The organism is Chelativorans xinjiangensis (assembly GCF_009812055.1).
Classification (GTDB): domain Bacteria; phylum Pseudomonadota; class Alphaproteobacteria; order Rhizobiales; family Rhizobiaceae; genus Chelativorans; species Chelativorans xinjiangense.
The window spans coordinates 38,945-58,519 of record NZ_WQNH01000008.1 but is presented as its reverse complement, the minus strand read 5'-3'; the positions used below and the strand labels follow the sequence as shown (position 1 = coordinate 58,519).

Annotated in this window: 16 protein-coding genes; 11 read left to right on the top strand and 5 right to left on the bottom strand. The window is 64.2% G+C overall.

The annotated features are described in order from the left end of the window. Positions 1-17: 17 nt before the first annotated feature. Positions 18-842: a pyruvate, water dikinase regulatory protein gene (locus GM910_RS07725; protein ID WP_159586940.1), complete on the bottom strand. Its 825-nt coding sequence runs from the start codon at positions 840-842 to the stop codon at positions 18-20. Positions 843-1,241: 399 nt separating this feature from the next. Here GM910_RS07725 and hemE point away from each other — a divergent pair, with 399 nt between their 5' ends. From hemE to rho, 3 genes are all read left to right on the top strand, one after another. Continuing rightward, positions 1,242-2,270, top strand: a complete 1,029-nt coding sequence (hemE, locus tag GM910_RS07720) for a uroporphyrinogen decarboxylase (protein WP_159586939.1) — start codon at positions 1,242-1,244, stop codon at positions 2,268-2,270. Next, positions 2,267-2,800: a protoporphyrinogen oxidase HemJ gene (gene hemJ / locus GM910_RS07715; RefSeq protein ID WP_159586938.1), complete on the top strand. Its 534-nt coding sequence runs from the start codon at positions 2,267-2,269 to the stop codon at positions 2,798-2,800. Before hemE ends, hemJ begins: the two co-directional genes overlap by 4 nt. Positions 2,801-3,017: 217 nt before the next feature. Next, positions 3,018-4,283: a transcription termination factor Rho gene (gene rho / locus GM910_RS07710; RefSeq protein WP_159586937.1), complete on the top strand. Its 1,266-nt coding sequence runs from the start codon at positions 3,018-3,020 to the stop codon at positions 4,281-4,283. 60 nt (positions 4,284-4,343) lie between these two features. Here the strand turns inward: rho and GM910_RS07705 are convergent, their stop codons facing one another. Further along, positions 4,344-6,365 carry a thioredoxin domain-containing protein gene (locus GM910_RS07705; RefSeq protein WP_159586936.1) on the bottom strand — a complete coding sequence of 674 codons (2,022 nt, stop codon included), beginning with the start codon at positions 6,363-6,365 and terminating at the stop codon, positions 4,344-4,346. A gap of 47 nt (positions 6,366-6,412) precedes the next feature. Between GM910_RS07705 and mnmE the strand changes: the two genes are divergently transcribed. The 5 genes from mnmE to GM910_RS07680 all read left to right on the top strand — a co-directional run bounded on the left by mnmE (position 6,413) and on the right by GM910_RS07680 (position 12,330). Next, positions 6,413-7,744, top strand: a complete 1,332-nt coding sequence (gene mnmE, locus GM910_RS07700; protein WP_159586935.1) for a tRNA uridine-5-carboxymethylaminomethyl(34) synthesis GTPase MnmE — start codon at positions 6,413-6,415, stop codon at positions 7,742-7,744. 346 nt (positions 7,745-8,090) lie between these two features. Further along, a complete protein-coding gene (gene mnmG / locus GM910_RS07695) occupies positions 8,091-9,956 on the top strand; it encodes a tRNA uridine-5-carboxymethylaminomethyl(34) synthesis enzyme MnmG (RefSeq protein ID WP_159586934.1) in 1,866 nt (621 codons plus the stop codon). Beyond that, a complete protein-coding gene (rsmG, locus tag GM910_RS07690) occupies positions 9,953-10,600 on the top strand; it encodes a 16S rRNA (guanine(527)-N(7))-methyltransferase RsmG (RefSeq protein WP_159586933.1) in 648 nt (215 codons plus the stop codon). The genes mnmG and rsmG overlap by 4 nt, the downstream gene beginning before the upstream one ends. 29 nt (positions 10,601-10,629) lie before the next feature. Continuing rightward, complete coding sequence (locus GM910_RS07685) at positions 10,630-11,424, top strand: ParA family protein (protein WP_159586932.1); 795 nt, start codon at positions 10,630-10,632, stop codon at positions 11,422-11,424. A 36-nt stretch (positions 11,425-11,460) separates the two neighbouring features. Continuing rightward, a complete protein-coding gene (locus tag GM910_RS07680; RefSeq protein ID WP_159586931.1) occupies positions 11,461-12,330 on the top strand; it encodes a ParB/RepB/Spo0J family partition protein in 870 nt (289 codons plus the stop codon). Positions 12,331-12,391: 61 nt separating this feature from the next. On the opposite strand, the gene holA is transcribed toward GM910_RS07680, so the two are convergent. Further along, a complete protein-coding gene (holA, locus tag GM910_RS07675) occupies positions 12,392-13,429 on the bottom strand; it encodes a DNA polymerase III subunit delta (RefSeq protein ID WP_159586930.1) in 1,038 nt (345 codons plus the stop codon). A gap of 210 nt (positions 13,430-13,639) precedes the next feature. Between holA and GM910_RS07670 the strand changes: the two genes are divergently transcribed. Further along, a complete protein-coding gene (locus tag GM910_RS07670) occupies positions 13,640-13,816 on the top strand; it encodes a hypothetical protein (protein ID WP_159586929.1) in 177 nt (58 codons plus the stop codon). 146 nt (positions 13,817-13,962) lie between these two features. Here the strand turns inward: GM910_RS07670 and GM910_RS07665 are convergent, their stop codons facing one another. Next, positions 13,963-16,338 (bottom strand): peptidoglycan-binding domain-containing protein, encoded by a 2,376-nt coding sequence (locus GM910_RS07665; RefSeq protein ID WP_159586928.1) that lies wholly within the window; start codon positions 16,336-16,338, stop codon positions 13,963-13,965. Between the two features lie 256 nt (positions 16,339-16,594). On the opposite strand from GM910_RS07665, the gene GM910_RS07660 reads away from it, so the two are divergent. Further along, complete coding sequence (locus tag GM910_RS07660; protein WP_159586927.1) at positions 16,595-17,581, top strand: AraC family transcriptional regulator; 987 nt, start codon at positions 16,595-16,597, stop codon at positions 17,579-17,581. A gap of 62 nt (positions 17,582-17,643) precedes the next feature. Beyond that, positions 17,644-18,435, top strand: a complete 792-nt coding sequence (locus GM910_RS07655) for a phenylalanine 4-monooxygenase (protein WP_159586926.1) — start codon at positions 17,644-17,646, stop codon at positions 18,433-18,435. A 132-nt stretch (positions 18,436-18,567) separates the two neighbouring features. On the opposite strand, the gene GM910_RS07650 is transcribed toward GM910_RS07655, so the two are convergent. Further along, complete coding sequence (locus GM910_RS07650; protein WP_159587028.1) at positions 18,568-19,566, bottom strand: glycosyltransferase family 2 protein; 999 nt, start codon at positions 19,564-19,566, stop codon at positions 18,568-18,570. Positions 19,567-19,575 lie beyond the last annotated feature (9 nt).

The following is a 19,575-nucleotide window of genomic DNA, read 5'->3' as shown; positions in this document are numbered from 1 at the left end:
GTTCCTGCTCTCTATGCTCACCACGGCTTTCCACGTAACGCCAGGATGGCGGCAGCGGTTTCCTCGATCGAGCGGCGCGTGACGTCGATCAGCGGCCAACTGTGCCGGCTGCAGAGCTGACGCGCATAGGCGAGCTCGCGGGCGATGGTGGAGCGGTCCGCATAGGTGTCGAAATCACTGGCCGCGGCAGCGCTCGACAAGAGGCGGTTCTGCCGTACCTGGGCGATGCGCTCGGCGGAAGCGACGAGGCCGACGATGAGCGGACGCCTGGCCCGCGCCAGGCTTTCGGGCAAAGGCACGTCGAGGACAATCGGCACATTAGCCGTCTTGATACCTCGGTTGGCGAGATAGATGCTTGTCGGCGTCTTCGAGGTGCGCGAGACGCCGACCAGCACGATATCCGCCTCGTCCACGTCATGCGGAAGCTGCCCGTCGTCGTGTTCCATCGTGAAGTTCAGCGCGTCAATGCGGCGGAAATATTCCGCGTCTAGGACATGCTGGGCGCCGACCCGGCGGCCGGCGGGCGTACCGAGATAGGACTGGAAGACGGAAAGCACCGGCTCCAGCACGGAGACGCTGGGCAGGCCCATGGCCGCGCAGCGCTCCTCGATCTGTCGCGCCACCTTCTGGTCGACGATTGTGTAGAGCACGATGCCGGGCTCCTCGTCGATCTCCGCGAACACCTTTTCGAGCTGCTTTTCGGTGCGGATCAAGGGATAGATGTGCTCGATTGCGCGCGCATCCTTATATTGCGCGGCCGCGGCACGCCCCGCCGCGAGCAGCGTCTCGCCCGTGGCGTCTGAAATCAGGTGCAGGTGAAAGAAGCTCTGGGTTTTTTGCACACTGGCGGTCCCGCATCTGTGGAGAAGTGTTGATAGCGCGGAAGGTTTTGGAAGGCGAGGCGCGTGGAGTGGAAAAACCCATCGTTCATCCACAATTCGCGCCAATGCGGATTTGGTTTTGCGCTTGTAGAAAACTGTGTGGAGAGAAAATACTGTCCACATGGAGGAGGCAATGCAGAGGAACCTCCCTGCCGATGCAGCGAATTGATTCCATTGCGAAAATTCGAAAGTGCCCACAAAGATATCCCCATGGTATCGTATGCCGGCGCGGCAAAATGCGCACCCTTTCGAGGGCAGGAATCGTGGACAGGCTTTAATCCACACTCCAAACAGACTCTTAGAATCAGAAGATTCCTAAATCTTGGATTCTTTATTTTTGAATCTTTGGAGGCCTCTCACGTGACGGAGCGGAAATTCCTCGAAGCGTTGAGCGGGCGAACCGTCTTCCCGCCTCCTATCTGGATGATGCGCCAGGCGGGGCGCTATCTGCCGGAATACCGGGATATCCGGAAGAAAGCCGGAAGCTTTCTCAACCTGTGCTACAATCCCGACTTCGCCGTCGAGGTTACGCTGCAGCCGATCCGACGCTTCAGCTTCGACGCGGCTATCCTTTTCTCCGACATCCTTGTGGTGCCGCATGCGCTCGGCCGCGACCTTCGCTTTGAAGAGGGTACGGGTCCTTTGATGACGCCGCTTGGCAAGGACGATATCGATGCTCTCGAAACAGCGGGCTTTCACGAAAGGCTGGCGCCGGTCTACGAGACGGTGAGGCAGCTGCGCAGCAAATTGCCACGCGAGACGGCGCTGATCGGCTTTTGCGGTGCGCCGTGGACCGTCGCCACCTATATGATCGCCGGGCGGGGTACGCCGGACCAGGCGCCGGCGCGGCTGTTCGGGCATTCTTCGCCAGAAGCCTTCGCCCGCCTTCTCGATCGGCTTGCCGCCTGCTCGGCCGACTATCTCATCCGCCAGATCGATGCGGGTGCCGATGCGGTGCAGATATTCGATTCCTGGGCCGGCGTTCTGGACGAGGCAAGTTTTCGCGCCTGGTGCGAACGGCCGGTTGCGGCGATCGTGCGCCGGGTGCGCGAGCGGCATCCGACGGTGCCGATCATCGGCTTTCCAAAGGGTGCTGGAACGCTCTATGCGGGTTACCGGCAGGCCACCGGAGTGACCGCGCTCGGGCTCGATTGGGCCGTGCCACTGACGGCAGCTCGGCGTCTGCAGGCGGAAGGCCCGGTTCAGGGCAATCTCGACCCGATGCGGCTTGTCGCCGGCGGGCGGGCGCTCGAGGAAGGTGTCGACGCCATTCTCACCACGCTCGGGGGCGGACCGCTGATCTTCAATCTCGGGCATGGTGTGACGCCGGAGACGCCCGTGGAACACGTGGAAACCATGGTACGGCGGGTTCGGGAGGCCGGACAATGACAGCAGAGGCGAAAACGGACGGAAAGGGCGCGGTGCGGCGGGCTCTTGCCTCGCTAGCGATTTTCGCCGTGCTGACGGCATTGCTTTTCCTGGCGGCGCCGGACGGCCTCTATCCCTGGATCAAGGCGTTCCACGTCATCGCTGTGATCTCCTGGATGGCGGGAATGCTTTATCTGCCGCGGCTCTTCGTCTATCATTCGCAGACGAGCGCGGGTTCGGCCGAGAGCGAGACCTTCAAGGTGATGGAGCGGCGCCTTCTGCGCCTCATCATCAATCCGGCTATGATCGCCACCTGGATGTTCGGCCTGTGGCTCGCATGGAAGGGTTTTGGCTTTTCCGGCGGATGGCTGCACGCGAAGATCGCGGCGGTCGTCGTCCTTTCAGGCGTTCACGGGTATTTTTCCAGGGCGGTTCGGCTGTTTGCGGCCGACCGCAACGTGAAGCCGGCGCGGCACTGGCGTATGGTTAACGAAGTGCCAACGGTGCTGATGATCGTCATCGTTATCCTGGTGATCGTGAAGCCGTTTTAACCGCCCGTCCGACGGCGCGGACTTTCGCTTTTTCGCTTCGAAAGGAGAGAATCGCGGGAACAAAAAGGCGCCTTGCTCTTTGTCCAACAGGGCGATAAAAGGGCATTTCCTTCCTTCCACGTCCGGTGTCTTTCTTCCGATGTTCCGGACGCTGCCGGCGCCCAAAGCGCCCCAGCCATTCCTCAGGCTTCCCATGACCTATCCAGAGCCCGCCACTATGCAGGAAATGAAACTACAGGAGTTGAAGAGCAAGTCGCCGACCGACCTGATCGCGTTCGCCGAATCGCTCGAGGTCGAGAACGCCAGCATCATGCGCAAGCAGGAGCTGATGTTCGCGATCCTTAAGAAGCTCTCGACCCAGGACATCGAGATCATCGGCGACGGCGTAGTCGAGGTTCTTCAGGACGGCTTCGGCTTCCTGCGCTCGGCGACGGCCAACTACCTGCCGGGCCCGGACGACATCTACATCTCGCCATCGCAGATCCGCCGCTTCTCGCTGAAGACGGGCGATACGGTGGAAGGGCCGATCCGCAGCCCCAAGGAGGGCGAGCGCTATTTCGCGCTGCTCAAGGTCAATACGATCAATTTCGAGGATCCCGAGAAGATCCGCCATAAGATTCACTTCGACAACCTGACGCCGCTCTACCCGGACGAGCGGCTCAACATGGAAATCGAAAACCCGACCACGAAGGATCTGTCGGCCCGCGTGATCGATCTCGTGGCGCCGCTCGGCAAGGGCCAACGTGGACTGATCGTGGCGCCGCCGCGCACCGGCAAGACCGTGATCCTGCAGAACATCGCCCATTCCGTCACCACAAACCACCCCGAGTGCTACCTGATCGTGCTCCTCATCGATGAGCGGCCAGAGGAGGTGACGGACATGCAACGCTCGGTGAAGGGCGAGGTGGTGTCCTCGACCTTCGACGAGCCGGCGACACGCCACGTGCAGGTGGCCGAGATGGTGATCGAGAAGGCCAAGCGCCTTGTCGAGCATGGCCGGGACGTGGTCATCCTGCTCGATTCCATCACCCGGCTCGGCCGTGCCTACAACACGGTGGTGCCTTCCTCGGGCAAGGTGCTGACCGGTGGTGTCGACGCCAATGCGCTGCAGCGGCCGAAGCGCTTCTTCGGCGCGGCGCGCAATATCGAGGAAGGCGGCTCGCTCACCATCATCGCCACGGCGCTGATCGATACCGGCAGCCGCATGGACGAGGTGATCTTCGAGGAGTTCAAGGGCACGGGCAACTCGGAAATCGTGCTCGACCGCAAGGTTGCCGACAAGCGCATTTACCCGGCCATGGATATCCTCAAGTCCGGCACGCGCAAGGAGGATCTCCTGGTACCGCGCCAGGACCTGCAGAAAATCTTCGTCCTGCGCCGCATCCTGGCGCCGATGGGCACCACGGATGCCATCGAGTTCCTCAACGACAAGCTCAGGCAGACCAAGAGCAACGCCGAGTTCTTCGATTCCATGAACACCTGAGCCGGGATCTGTGTGCGGGCATTGGCCGAGGCCCATGCCTTCACTGCCAGCGCTCCGGCCCTATTCCTTCCGAGAGGAGCGCAGGGTAGCTTCCAGGATCACGGGGTCGTGGATGGGCGGCAGGCAGCTTTGGCCGATGCACAGCCAAGCCCCCGGCACCGAGTGGTCGATAGCTATCCCGGCCACTTGCTCGGCTGGCACCTTCTCCTTCTTGAGCATGATATCGACGCGCCGGGGATCGCTGATTCGATTCGCAACCGGAACGAACCGGTCACGCTTTGCCGTATCGTTGATGAGCAGTTTCATGGGGCGTTGCGCCAAGGCCGCGGCGTGGACGATGCCGACCTGTCCGTATGCCTGGGTCTGGGCACGGCCGAGCGCCGCCTCCGCCGTGCGGGCAGCTTTTTCGTAGAGGGCGTGATCGCCGCTTAGCGAGGAAAGCCGGGTCAGGGCGACGATGGTCTGCGCGGTGGCCGATGGCACGGCGTCGTCAACATCTCCGCGAATACGCATAGGCACGTCGGCATTGTCGGATGCGGTGAGGAAATAACCGCTCCCTGCATCGTCGGTGTGCCATCTGTCGAGCATCTCGGCCCAGTGGAGCGCCTGCCCGATGATCGCGTCTTCCTGTAGCGCTCCATGCAGTGCCACGGCGGCAGAGATCATCGCGGCGTAATCGCTGGCCAGCGCCGGAAACAAGCGTTTTTCACCCCTGATGCTGTGCGGCAGGCGCTCGTCCCGCATCGATTCGCAAACGAAACGATAGCCGGTTTGGGCGGCCTCGACCCAGTCCGGCCGCGCCAGCTGGCGGCCGGCGGTTGCGAGGGCGGCGATCGTCAGCCCGTTCCAGTCCACCAGAACCTTGTCGTCCCGCCCTGGCCGGGGGCGCTTTTCGCGCGCGGCAAGCAGCCTATCGAGCAGATCGCGCTGGCGGCGCTCTTCTGCCGGCGGTTGCGCATCGGGACGATGCAGCCGGTGCAGGATCGGATCCCCTTCCCATCCCTCAGGCCTGGAAAGGCTATAGAAGCCAAGGAGCGTTTCGGCGTCCTCGCCCAGGACCTTTTCGATCTCCGTGCGCGTCCACAGATAGAACTTGCCTTCCTCGCCTTCCGTATCCGCGTCGAGGCTGGACGCGAAGGCGCCCCCTTCCACCCGCATCTCGCGCAGCATCCAGCCGATCATCTCTTCGATTCGCATCCGGAACAATTCGTCGCCCGTTTCAGCATAGGCGAAGCAGGCGTGGCGGATGAGCTGAGCGTTGTCATAGAGCATCTTTTCGAAATGCGGGACGAGCCACTGTGCGTCGGTGGAGTAGCGCGCAAGGCCGCCGCCGACATGGTCGTAGATGCCGCCGGAAAGCATGAAGCGCAACGTGCCGAGAACCGCGTCGCGGTGCGCGGCGGTACGGTTCTCCAACCAGTCCAGCCAAAGGACATCGAGGAACGGCGCATTGGGGAATTTCGGTGCGCCGCGCAGGCCGCCGAGATCGGGATCCATCATGGAGGCGATCTTTTCGGCGAGGGGCTGCAAGGGCGGTGTAGCGGGAGCCGCTCCTTCGGGCGTCGGGGCAAGGCGGCTCGCCACATGCGCAGCGAGGACATCGGCGCTGCGGGCCAACTCCGCCTGCTTGTCCTGCCAGGCCGTGTGAACGGCGTTCAGAACCTCGATGAAGCCAGGGCGGCCGAAGCGCGCCTTTTTCGGAAAGTAGGTTCCGCCCCAGAAGGGCCTGGCATCGGGTGTCAGGAACATGGTGAGCGGCCAGCCGCCCTGCTCGCCGGTCGCCTGTAGAGCCGCCATGTAGATCTGGTCGATGTCGGGGCGCTCCTCGCGGTCCACCTTGATATTGATGAAGAGACGGTTCATGACGTCGGCAACTTCGTCGTCCTCGAAACACTCATGGGCCATGACATGGCACCAGTGACAGGCGGCGTAGCCGACCGATAGGAGGATGGGCTTGTTCAGGGCTTTCGCCTCCGCCAACGTCTTGGCCGACCAGGGGCGCCAGTGGACGGGATTGGCCTTGTGCTGCTGGAGATAGGGGCTGGTCTCATCGCCAAGCAGGTTTTTTGCGGGAAGGGCCACGATCTTGTCTCCATATTCGGACTGAAAAGGAAGGTAGAGCGCCGGCCATGGCGGATCAAACGCTAGTTCGTGACACCATCTTTGCCCTGTCGAGCGGCGCCCTGCCCTCCGGGGTCGCCATCGTGCGCCTTTCGGGGCCGGCAACCGGCGCTGTGATCGAAGCGATGACGGGGAGCCTTACCGCCCCACGCAACGCTAAACTGACGGCGATCCGCAACCGCGAGGGCACGCTTCTGGACCGGGGGCTGTGTCTCTTCTTTCCCGCGCCGGAGAGCTTTACCGGAGAGGATTGCGGCGAGCTGCATCTGCATGGCGGGCGCGCGGTGGTGAGTGCGGTGTTGGATGCGCTGGCGTCCTTCCCTGCCTTGCGTGGGGCGGAAGCCGGCGAGTTCACCAAACGGGCCTTTCTCAACGGCAAGATCGACCTCACCGGTGCCGAGGCCCTGTCGGACTTGATCGCCGCGGAAACCGAAGCGCAGCGGCGCTTCGCACTTGCCAATAGCGACGAGCGGCATCGCCGACTTTACGAGGAGTGGCGGCGGCAGCTTATCCATGCCCGGGCGATGATCGAGGCAGAGCTGGACTTTGCCGACGAATCGGACGTGCCCGGCTCGGTCGCGGACGCGATCTGGAGAGAGATCACCACGCTGCGCAGCGCGATCGCCGCCCATGCGACAGCCTACCGCGACGCCGAGATCATCCGCGAGGGCCTTCGAGTGGTGATCCTGGGCGCGCCCAATGCTGGCAAGTCGAGCCTGCTCAACGCGCTCGCGCGTCGCGACGTCGCCATCGTCACGGAGGAACCGGGCACGACACGCGACGTGCTCGAAGTGAACATGGACATCGGCGGCATGAAGGTTGTGCTCACCGACACCGCCGGCATTCGCGAGGCCGAGGGGCGCGTTGAGGCCATCGGCATCGAGCGCTCACTGCAACGGGCGCGCGAGGCCGACCTGGTGATCCTCCTGGAGGATGCTGCCGCGCCAGTCCCGTTCGACGGCGTTTCGGATAAGCCACTGATTCGGGTCGGCAGCAAGAGCGACCTCGTCGAAGGCGAGATGCCGGGGGGGCGGTATGCGTGTCTTCTTTCCACGAAGACCGGCGAAGGGATCGATCACCTGCTGCAGCTTTTGCGCGACGCTTGTGCAGGGTATGATGCGCGCGCCGGCGATCTTCTGCCGTTCCGCTCTCGGCATGTGGCGTTGCTGCAGGAGGCGGTGGAGGCTTTGGATGCCGCGCTTGAGGGGCAGGACGATGCACTGGAATTGAGAGCCGAGGGCCTGCGCCTTGCCTCCACCGCGTTGGGCCGCATTTGCGGGGAGATCGACGTGGAGGATTTGCTGGACACGATCTTCTCAACCTTCTGCATCGGCAAATGATTCACGTGAAACATGGGTGTGAGAGGAGCGGCGTGATTCACGTGAAACATTGGCGGTGATGATTGGCCGCTGGCGGTGTATCGATGTTCTGGCATGGGTCCTCGGGTCAAGCTCGAGGATGACGACCGCAGGGGCGTTTGCGCCGATCGCCCACGTTGGAGAATTGCGGCGGCCTCCCCGCTTCGTCATTCTCCGGCTTGACCGAGGACCCATGCAATCGAGCCGTCAGGGATGAGTAAGCGGGAAATGGGGCGGCCATACCGTTTCACGTGAAACACTTGCCTTCCCGACGGGCTTGACTGACGGACCCGATGCGCGCATCTGGGGCCGGCGAGAAGGAGCGGTTATGGGCGAGTTTTTCGATGTCGTGGTGATCGGCGGCGGCCATGCGGGGTGCGAGGCGGCCGCGGCGTCCGCGCGCATGGGTGCGAGGACGGCGCTCGTGACGCTGCGGCAGGACACGATCGGCGTGATGTCCTGCAACCCCGCCATCGGCGGGATCGGCAAGGGCCAGCTCGTGCGCGAGGTGGACGCGCTGGACGGGCTGATGGGCCGCGTGGCGGACGCGGCGGGCATCCAGTTTCGCCTCTTGAACCGACGCAAGGGGCCGGCGGTGCGGGGCCCACGGACCCAGGCGGACCGGCGGCTCTATCGCGAGGCCATGCAGGCGGCGATCGCCGAACAGGAAAGCCTTCACGTGGTGGAGGCGGAAGCTCATGCGTTGGGCATCGAGAACGGTCGGATCAGCCATGTGGTCGTTTCCGATGAGCGCCGGATCGATTGCGGTGCAGTGGTGCTGACGACGGGCACGTTTCTGCGCGGGCTCATTCATATCGGCGAGAAGACGATTCCCGCTGGGCGGGTGAACGAACCGGCAGTGAAGCGGCTTTCGGCCTCCATGGAGCAAGCGGGCTTCGCGCTCGGGCGACTGAAGACGGGCACGCCGCCGCGGCTCGATGGGCGCACCATCGACTGGAGAGGGCTAGGTCGGCAGGAAGCGGACGATGAGCCGACGCCGTTCTCCCTGCTTACGGATCGGATCGTCAACCCGCAGATCGCCTGCAGCATCACACGCACCACGGCGGAGACGCATGCGATCATTCAGGAGAACATCACGCGCTCCGCCATGTATTCCGGCGCGATCGAAGGCGTAGGGCCGCGCTACTGCCCGTCGATCGAGGACAAGATTGTCAAGTTCGGCGAGCGCGACGGCCACCAGATTTTCCTGGAGCCCGAGGGGCTGGACGACGACACGGTCTATCCGAACGGTATCTCCACTTCGCTTCCCGAGGAGGTGCAGCATGCCTTTTTGAAGACCATTCCCGGGCTTGCTAGGGCGCGCGTGCTGCAGCCGGGTTATGCCATTGAATATGACCATGTCGACCCGCGCGAGCTGGAGCCTTCATTGGAGACCCGGCGCGTCTCTGGCCTTTTCCTGGCCGGACAAATCAATGGCACGACCGGCTACGAGGAGGCGGCCGCGCAGGGCATGCTCGCCGGGCTTAACGCGGCGCGGGTGGCCTCGGGGGCTGCATCCGTCGCCTTTAGCCGGGCCGATGCCTATATCGGCGTGATGGTGGACGACCTGGTGACACGGGGCGTGAGCGAGCCCTATCGCATGTTTACCTCGCGTGCCGAGTTTCGTCTGTCGCTGCGGGCGGATAATGCCGACACACGGTTGACGCCCCTGGCGATGGAGTGGGGCGTTGCCTCGGCGGAGCGGCGGGCGCGTTTCACGCAGGTGGAAAAGGCGCTGGCCGAGGCGCGCGCCCTCGCCCAGGCGCGTGACATGACGCCGAATGAGGCGACGCGCCATGGCATCGCGCTCAACCATGACGGGATTCGTCGCAGCGCTTACGACTTATTGTCATATCCCGATGTGACGCTTGCGCGGCTGACGCAGATTTGGCCGGAACTGGGTGATATACCACCGAAGACGGCCGAGCGACTGGAAACCGAAGCGCGCTACGCGGTCTATCTGGAGCGCCAGGCAGCGGATGCTGATCGGCTCCGGCAAGACGAGAGCAAGGCCATTCCCTCGGATGCGGATTTCAGTTCGGTGCCGGGCCTTTCCAATGAGCTGAAGGACAAGCTGCGGCGGCTGAAGCCGCGCACGCTGGCCGAGGCGCAGCGGATCGACGGGATGACGCCGGCCGCCCTTGCGCTGATCCTGATGGCGCTGCGCCAGGGCGAAGCGCGGGGCGCTGCGTGACGGAGGGGCGCTTTGCGGCGCTGCAGGCAGTCGCCGGGCCGGTTTCACGTGAAACATTTGTGCGTTTGGAGGCCTTTGAGACCGCGTTCCGACGCTGGGCGGCACGCATCAATCTCGCCGCTCCTTCCACGCTTCCGCATCTGTGGGAGCGGCACATTCTCGACAGCGCGCAGCTCGTTCGCTTGGCCCCGGAGGCCAAGCGATGGCTGGACCTCGGTTCCGGCGGTGGCTTTCCCGGCGGGGTGATTGCCGTTTTGCTGATCGAGCGCGCCGAAGCGCATATCGATCTGGTGGAAAGCAATCGGAAGAAGGCGGCGTTCCTGCAGACGACGCTGGCAGGTCTCGATGCCCCCGCCACGGTGCATGCACGGCGAATTGAGGACTGCTACACGGCGGTTCCAGCGCCGGAAATCGTCACGGCGCGGGCGTTGGCGCCATTGAGCCGCCTGCTGGAGCTTGCCGAACCATGGCTTGCCAAAGGCGCAAGGGCTCTCTTTCATAAAGGCCGGGATTACCGGCGGGAAGTGGAAGAAAGCGGTGACGCTTGGCAATTCGATCTGGTAGAACACAGCGAGTCGATCGGCGACGGCGTGATTCTGGAGATCCGCGATCTCCGCCGCCTCTCGCACCGCCGGCGACGGTGATGTTGGATGAATATTGGCTGCAGGGGCCCATGAGCACGCCATCGCGCATCATTACAGTGGCAAATCAGAAAGGCGGCGTCGGCAAGACGACCACGGCCATAAACCTGGCCACCGCGCTCGCGGCCATCGGCGAGCGGGTGTTGATCGTCGACATCGACCCGCAGGGCAACGCCAGCACCGGCCTCGGCATCGACCGGCAGGCGCGCATGGTCTCGTCCTATGACGTCCTGACTGGCGCCGCAAATGTCCGTGGGGCGGCGATGGATACGGCGGTTCCGGGTCTTGCCATCATTCCCTCGACGCTCGATCTGCTCGGCATCGAGATGGAGATCGCGGAAGCGCCGGACCGGGTCCTGAAGCTGCGCCGGGCGTTGCGGGAGGCGCCGGGCGGCGTGCCCTACTCCTACGTGCTGATCGATTGTCCGCCCTCGCTCAACCTCCTGACGCTGAACGCCATGGCGGCGGCCGATTCGGTGCTCGTGCCGCTGCAATGCGAGTTTTTCGCGCTCGAGGGCTTGAGCCAGCTGCTCGAGACGGTGGAGCAGATCCGCACTTCCATTAACCCGCGCTTAACCATACAGGGTATCGTGCTGACCATGTTCGACCGGCGTAACAACCTGGCCAACCAGGTGGTCGAGGACGTGCGCGCCCATATGGGCGACACGGTCTACGAGACGGTGATCCCGCGCAATGTGCGCGTGTCCGAAGCGCCTTCCTACGGCAAGCCGGCGATCCTTTACGACCTGAAATGCTCCGGTAGCCAGGCCTATCTGCAACTGGCCTCCGAGGTGATCCGGCGCGAGCGGCGCCTGCGGGCGGCATGAGTTTTTTTCGCATAGTCTCCAGAGTGTGGAACCGACATGAACGAAGATGCCTCGCGTAAACGTCTCGGCCGCGGCCTGGCCGCTCTGATCGGCGAAATGGACAACCCTTCAGCGAGCGAGCAGGAGGCGGTGCGCGCCGACCGGGTGGCACCGATCGAGTTCATCTCGCCCAACCCGCGCAACCCGCGGCGCAGCTTTGCAGAGGACGAACTCGGCGATCTTGCCCAGTCGATCCGCGAGCACGGCATCGTGCAGCCGGTGGTGGTGCGGCCCGCGGCGGCGGACGGCCGCTTCGAGATCATCGCTGGCGAGCGTCGCTGGCGCGCCGCTCAGCGGGCCGGCCTGACGGAGGTCCCCGTCATCGTCCGCGACGTGGACGACAAGGTCGCGCTAGAACTCGCCATCATCGAGAACGTGCAGCGCTCCGACCTCAACCCGATCGAGGAGGCGCGGGGCTACCAGCAGCTCATGGACGAGCACAGCTACACGCAGGCCGATCTCGGCCAGGTTATCGGCAAAAGCCGCAGCCACGTGGCCAACACGCTGCGGCTGCTCAAACTGCCGTCCGCCGTGAGCGATCTCATCGTCGATGGCTCGCTGACGGCCGGCCACGCGCGCACGCTGGTCACCGCCGCGGACCCGGCGAGCCTTGCCAGGCGTATCGTCGAGCAGGGGCTCTCCGTGCGCCAGGCGGAGGCGCTCGCCGCTGCGCCAGATGTCGAGCCGGCATCGGGTGGCGCTACGCGCAAGGAGAAGGACGCCGATACGCTGTCGCTGGAAAAGCTGCTGAGCGACCATATCGGCATGAAGGTGACGATCAACCACAAGGATAAGGGCGGCGAGCTGCGCATTGCCTACCGCACGCTGGAGCAGCTCGACGAGCTTTGCCGGCTATTGCAGCGCTAGCGCTGGGTGTTAGTGGGAATGGCCGCGCCTCTGAGCAAGATATTAGCCGGCAAATTTACATCTATCGTGCAGCTCGGGCGCCTTCGATGGCAAGCGCCAGAAGCGCTTGGCGGCTGAGCGGCTCGGCTACGGCCGGATGCTGGCGGGACTTCAAGATGGCGCCGTGCAGGCGGTTTGCTGCAGCCTGCAGCATAGCCTGGTTCCAGCGCTGCAGGGCCTGCTCGACCGCGCGCCGCCGGGTGAAGAAAACAGGCGGCCGGGCGGATGCGACGGCGGCGGCCGGTGTCTTGCTCTGGCGATCCACCTGCTCGCGCATCAGCTGCAGTGCCTGTACTTGGCGCAGGGCGGCGGAAAGAACCAGGAAGGGCGGGCTGCCGCTGGCGAGATGGCGCGTAAAGAGCGTGTCGAACGCGGCGATGTTGCCGCAGAGCACGGCATCCACCGCATCGTCGGCGGAGAGGCGGGAGACATCGCCGATCACCGCAAGCACATCTTCGGCTGAAACCTCGCCGGCACCGGCACAGTAAAGCGCCAGCTTCTCCAGTTCGCCGCGCGAGGCGAGCCGATCGCCGCCCAGATTGGCCTTCAGAAGCTGCCGCGCGTCGAGCGCGATCGACAGGCCGCCGGCGGCAAGAACCTCGTCGATCACGGTGTCGATGCCGCGGCCGTCGTCGGCGTAGCAGGGCAGCGCCATGGCCGTAGGGCCACGCTCAACGGCAGTGCGCAGCGCGGCGCTCTTTTTCAGGTCGCCGGCTTCGATCAGCACCACGCTGTCTGCCGGCGGGTCGGCAATGAGCGCTGCCACATCGGCGGCGAGCGCGCTGTGGCCGGCAGCGCCGCGCACCCATACGAGGCGGCGCTCGGCGAACATCGGAACGGTGCGCGCCTCGTCGAGTAGGCGTCCCTGCTGATCCGCGTCGGCGGCGTCGATCCTGACGACGGTGAAGGGGTCGTCGAGGGGCAGGCCGGTTTTCCGGGCGAACACCCGCGCCCGTTCCGACACCAGCCCGCGGTCCGGCCCGTAGATCAGGACCACCGGTATGTCGCGGTCGGGTCGGGCCAGCCAGCCGTCGACTTCATGCGCTTTCTTCTGTGCCATGGGTCCCAAACTAGGCGAGCGGCGGGTCGATGTGAAGCGGCGCGAGGATGGAAGCCCCGGGCAATGACGCGGCGCCGGCGTCCGCGAACATCGGTTCCGTACCCGGATCGCTCGTCAAAGCCAATCGGAATAATGCGCCTGCGAAAATGTCGGGATCCTCCGCCCGCTTCGTCCTTCGGCCGGTTGGCGGAGGCAAAACAGGAGGTTCCCGTGGAACTGTTCTTTCTCATGCAATGCGCGATGGAGGCCGCGGGTCGGCGCACCGCGGAAGCGCTTGCCCAAGGGCGGCTTTCCAGGGAGGGGGTGGCCGGCTTTCTCATGGCTCTTGCCCTCATAGGTCTCTTCGTGAGTGCGCTTGAGATTGCAGCGACACTGGCCGGCGCTTAGACCAGTTCATCGTTTCGCGGAATCGATGAACCGGTCCAACTCTTTGGCTTGTCGCAATCCCGGACGGAAAACCGGTTTCCACTTTTTCTGGAATTGCTCCAGCGGCCTGCCGAGCAGCACTGCTCGGCAGGATATTCGTTGCGTCCCTAGGGCGTGCGCGTCGCCGGTGCGACACGCTGGGGCGCTTCGCGCGGTGCAACCCTCCGCGGCGCTTCACGGGCGGCCGTGCCGATCCGGCATGCGCCGTTCCTGAGCGCGGAACCCTGCGGGCAGAGGCAGGCCCCGTTGCGCACGACGCCGCCCCGACAGGCGATCTCGGGCGCTACCCTTCGAGGTTCCGGCTTCCTGACTGGAGGCTGGACAACAATACCCTTGATCTCAGGGCGGGCCACTTCGCGTATGCAGCGATAGACGTTCGTCCGCACCTCCTCTGCACGGGTGCCTTCCGGACAAGCGCACATGCCGTTGCGTACGATACCGCCGGCGCATGCGACGTTCTTCGGCACGGGATCGACAATGGCGCGTTTCGGTGCCGCGGTGTCGCCTTGCCTCTCCGGCATCTTGCGCGGCGCGGCCGCGCGCAGCGCCGCCACCGTCTCGTCGTCCACCTCGGGCTTCGGAGGCAGGCCGTTGTCTGCCTTGAATGCAAGGAGCGCGGCGCGTGTGCGCCTGCCGAAGGCGCCATCGATCCCGCCGACCTCGCGGTAGCCGAGATCGAGGAGGCGTCGCTGCACCCAGCGGATATCGACAGCCGCCGAGGGCGGCTTGCGGCCGGCAAGATCGTCGGACGGGACGACCACGTCGGGGTTGAGGTTGACCGTGGGCGCCTTGCCGAGGCCCGTCGGCGCCGGATCCTGGCAGGCGAAGTCGTAGCTGGCGACATTGCTCTCGAAGGTCACCGGATGCTCGATGACGATCTGCAACGTTCCCGTCTTGCGTCCGGCCTGGCTGCCCGCTCCGGTTCCCGGCAGCGCCCAGCCGCCTTCCTCGGACACCCAGACACCCTCGCCGCTGGTAGAGAAGTCGAGATATTCGAGGAATTTGCCGATGTTGTTTGCGTGGGACGTCAGGATGGTCTGCCAGGGGGTCGTGATGCCCTGGTGGTTCCTGAGGCGGAACTTGACGGGGACGTTCTTGACGTTCGTCTGGATCCAGCCGACGACAGTTATGCCGCATTGGGAGCCGTCGATCGGTGCCTTCGGGAAGGTGGTCAGGAAGGCCTGCTCGATGAAGGCCGGCTGGCCGAGCGATTGCGGCAGGTCGCCGACCGACGGCCCCACCTGCGGATCGCAGGTGACCGAATATTTCCACCACTCCGATATCACCGTCTTGCCGCCACCGGTTGCGACGAGCCGTAACGAATCTTCATGCAGATTGCCGGGATTGTAGCCCGTCTGCACCTCGCCCGGGCCGTCGGGTATCCCGCCGGAACCGGGGAACGTGTCGTCGGGCGCAGGCTCGACGGTGCCGATCTGGCCGATGCCCGCGGCGGCGTCCATGCCGGCACCGCCGGACGGTTCCTTCGGCGGCTTCTCCACGGGAATGGCGAGGCTCGCCGTAAAATGCTTCGCCCAGCTTCCGTTTTCGCCGGCCTCACTCGTCTGGCTTGCGAGCTTCTCCGACTTCCAGCCGCTTTTGGCCTCGATCCTGGCCTCGAAGGGGCCCGGGATGTTGCTCTCCACGTCCATGGAGAGGTCTAGGTCGACTGGACACGCACCTTCATGGACGCTCGGAGCGCCCTGCAGCGCCGCACCGACCACCTGGTACGGCGGCAGGTCCTGGCTGATCTCCTCGGGTCCGCCGGCGCCGGGCACCGCCTTGCAGGTTACGGAAAGACCGACGTCGAACGTACGGCTGAAATCGACATCCACGAGCGGCTCGCTTCCCAATGCGAAGCCGTTGCCCGACGAATTGAACGAGAAGCCGTCCCACATCTTCGTGTCGGCGCCCAGCGTCATCTCAACGGTGTGCATGAAGCCGAAGCCGTTGTGCAGGCTCTTGCCTTCCTCAAGGCCGGCATTGCACCGGGCTATGATCTCGTTGCCATAGGGCACCAGCGGGATGCCGCCCGAATTCGAACCGCCCAACAGGCCCGACGGGAAGGAAAAGCTGACCGTGCCGTCGATGGATTTCGGGCTGGTCTCGTCGAACATGGCCGATCCGAGGAACGGTGTCCCAAACGTCTCGAAGCAGGCGTGTCCTTCACATGTGCCCAGAAAGACGGCGAAAGCCTTGATAAGGCCGTGCTTCATCTTGATCTTGAGCGGGCCGGCGAGCTGGATGCCGGTATCCCGGATGTGGGTCCAGCTTTCCCCGTCGGCGGAATCGACGTAGACGCCGACGTAAATCCCGTCGGCGGTCAGGTCCATCGACATGGTGTCGAGCGTGCCCTCGGGCGCGGCGTCCGCCACGGTGGTGGGCAACATGGCGGCGAGTGCCAGGCCGCAGCAGGCGACCGCGGAAACGGCTCCTTGGCGAACCGTACGGGCGCATGCGCCGGCAAAGCGGGTCAAGCGGTTCATCGTCGTTCCTCCAGTCAGGCATGCGCCGTCGCATCCGCCCGGCCGATCCCCCGAACCGCCTGCTCTCGCCGCTGCCACTGTCCCTTTGCGTCGAGGCTAACTCCGGCTGGAGGAGAGGTCTTGAACGGAGGCGAAACGAGGCTTGGCCTGAAACGAAGTGTTAGGGTTCGATAAGTCGGAGTTGTGAGCGCCATGTTGCATTGCGGCCACCCGTGCTAGTCTGTGTCTTAGCGTTGTTAGCAGCCAGAGAAATCCGATGGGGGCGCTGCAACTGAACTTCGGCCCGGCAAGGGTTTCCAGCGACGGATTGCCGCCGGCCAAGCGGCCGTCTTTCTGGCGCGAGGCGCTTGGGCCTCATGTGGCGTTCGACATGGAGCCCCTGGACGGCAAACCGTTTCGCTGCAAGGCGACGATCCGCGCCCTGCCGGGGCTGAAAGTATCGCTGATCGGCAGCTCCACGGGCGTCGCCGCGCGCCGCACGCAAGAATGCATCGCCACCGACGGCAATGACGACTTCGTCCTGCTCATCCCTGTGACGGGCAGCGTGACCGCCAGCCAATTGGGCCGCAAGGCGGGCGCGGCCGAGGGCGGCGGCATTACTCTTCTGAACGCCGATCCGAGCTTGATGCGGTATATGCCGGCCGTACAGTGCCTGGCAGTCTGCATGCCGCCGGCCGTGCTCATGCCGCTGGTTCCGAGCATTGAGGCCGCGCGTGCGATTCCCGGTGGCAGTGACGCGATGCGTCTTCTGACCGGCTATCTCCGGCTGGTCTGGGAGGACGGCAGGATCGAAAGTGCCGAAATGCGCCGTGCCGTCTCACACCATATCCAGGATCTGGTCGCTCTGGTTGTCGGGGCGACCGGCGATGCCCGGGAATGCATCGAAGCTCGTGGCATGCGCGCGGCGCGGCTGAAGGCGATCAAGGCCGATATCCTCGACCGGCTCGACCATCCCGGCCTCGGCGTCGCCGCGGTGGCGGCGCGGAACGGCGTCTCGCCGCGCTACATCCAGCTTTTGTTCGAGGGCGAAGGCACCACCTTCACGCAGTTCGTGTTGCGCCAGCGGCTGGCGCGCGCCCGCCGCCTCTTGAGCGATCCGCGCCTCACCGACCGCACAATCAGCTTGCTGGCAACCCAGGCTGGCTTTGACGACATCTCCTACTTCAACCGCTGTTTCCGCAAAGCCTTTGGGGCTACGCCCTCCGATATCCGCGAGATGGCGCGTCGGCAGAATGTGAAATAAATACTCGGCCTGCCGGTGGTACAATTGCAACAGCAATCTGTCCTGACGAATGAGGTGACGTCATGACCAAGGAAAGCACCTATACCGCCAAGTTGCCGGAGCCGGACGGAACCTATCTCTACACGCCCGAGGAAGATGCGATCTGGGGCGAACTCTACCGGCGGCAGATGGCGCTGCTCGCCGACAAGGCCTGCGATGAATATCTTGAAGGGGTTCGGACGCTGGGTTTGAGTCCGGACAAGGTCCCGCAGCTCAAGGATGTCAACAGGCGGCTTGCCGAAAGCACCGGCTTCGGTGTGGAAGGCGTTCCGGCCCTTATCCCGCCCTCGCGCTTTTACGAGCTGTTGTCGCAGGGCAAGTTCCCGCTCGCCACCTTCATGCGTCGGCGCGAGCATATCGACTATATCGAGGAACCCGACCTCTTCCACGAGGTTTTCGGCCATTGCCCGCTGCTCACCAACACGAGCTACGCCAACTTTGTTCGCCGCTTCGGACAAAAGGCCACCAAGCTCGGCAAAGGCTATTCGTGGCATCTGTTCCGCATCTTCTGGTTCACGGTGGAATTCGGTCTGATCAACACGCCGAAAGGCAGGCGCTGCTTCGGCGCGGGTATCGTTTCGTCGCCGAGCGAGACGCGCAACGCCATGGCTTCGACAAAATGCGAGTTCCGGCCGTTCGATCTGATGACAGTGCTGCGCACACCCTACCGGATCGATATCGTCCAGCCGATCTACTACGTCATCGACAGCTTCGCTCAGCTCGAGTCGATCGTCGAGGAGGATATCGCGGCGCGGATCAATGAGGCGAAGGCGCTCGGCGATTTCCCGCCAGCGTTCGAGGCGAAAGCGTCCTGACCGATCTTTCGGTACGGTCTTGCCTTGCGTCAAGTTCCGGGGCCTCGCAGTGCTCGTGGACGCTGCGGCTCCGGTCGCAGGAGAGGTCTCCCGCACCGGCATCCGTTCATCCATGGCGGCGGTGAAGAGCCTTCATGTTTCCTCGCCCAGCCTGCGGCTTTCAATCCAGGCCCGAGGATCGCTGCGCGGGCGGAGAAAGCCAACGGGAAGAGCCGCCGCGTGAAACAGCCACGCAACCACGGAATAGGCGCCCATGACCAAGCTTCCCTTGCGCAGCGACATGGCAAGCACGACGAAGGCGAACAATCCCAAGACGATGGCCAGCGACAGAAGTTTCCCGGGGAGGAAGAGGAGGAGCGACAGCGATAACACGATCCAAGCCAGGACCAGCGCCCAAAGCCTGAGCTCCGGCAATTCCCTGAGCATCTGCCGGAAATAGGGCTTTCCCACCGACCCGCGCAGCACCTCGCCGATGCCAAAGAGATATTTGCTCTTCCAGCGTCTCACGAGGAGGCGAAAGGAGTTTTCGACATGGCCGTAATGGCGCACGAAGCGCCTGTCGAGGCGAACCAGCCGCCAGCCGGCGCCGCGCAGGCGGATGCCAAGGTCGAATTCCTCGTAGCCGTGCAAATTGCGGTCCGTGAGGTAGCCTACGCTTTCGATGGCCGCGCGGCGATAGAGCCCGCCGCCATTCATCCGGTCGATCTCGCCGACCCGGTTTTCCGGCGCGTTGCGGGTTACGCGGCGGGTGAACTCCAGATTGGCGAGGTTCATCTCCTCCACGTGCCCGGTCACGCCCGCCACATCCGGGTGCGCGCGTAAATATTCCAGCGCCTCGGTGAGAAAGGTCGGGTCCAGGTCCATGTCGCCGTCGATGAGGCAGATGAAATCGTGTTGGGCGTATTGAAAGCCGAGCTGGCCGCCGATACCGCAACTGGGCCGCGCCGGCTCGACGATCTGGACCGTGGTTGCGGGATAGTGGGAGACGATCTCGGCCGTCCGGTCGGTGGAACCGCTGTCGGCCACGATAACCTCGCCCTCTCCGTCCGGCAGACCGGCAAGCGCGTGTTCGACGGTCGAAGCGATGTGCTTTTCCTCGTTCAGCGTCTTGATGATGATGCTGACAGCCAAGATCGCCCC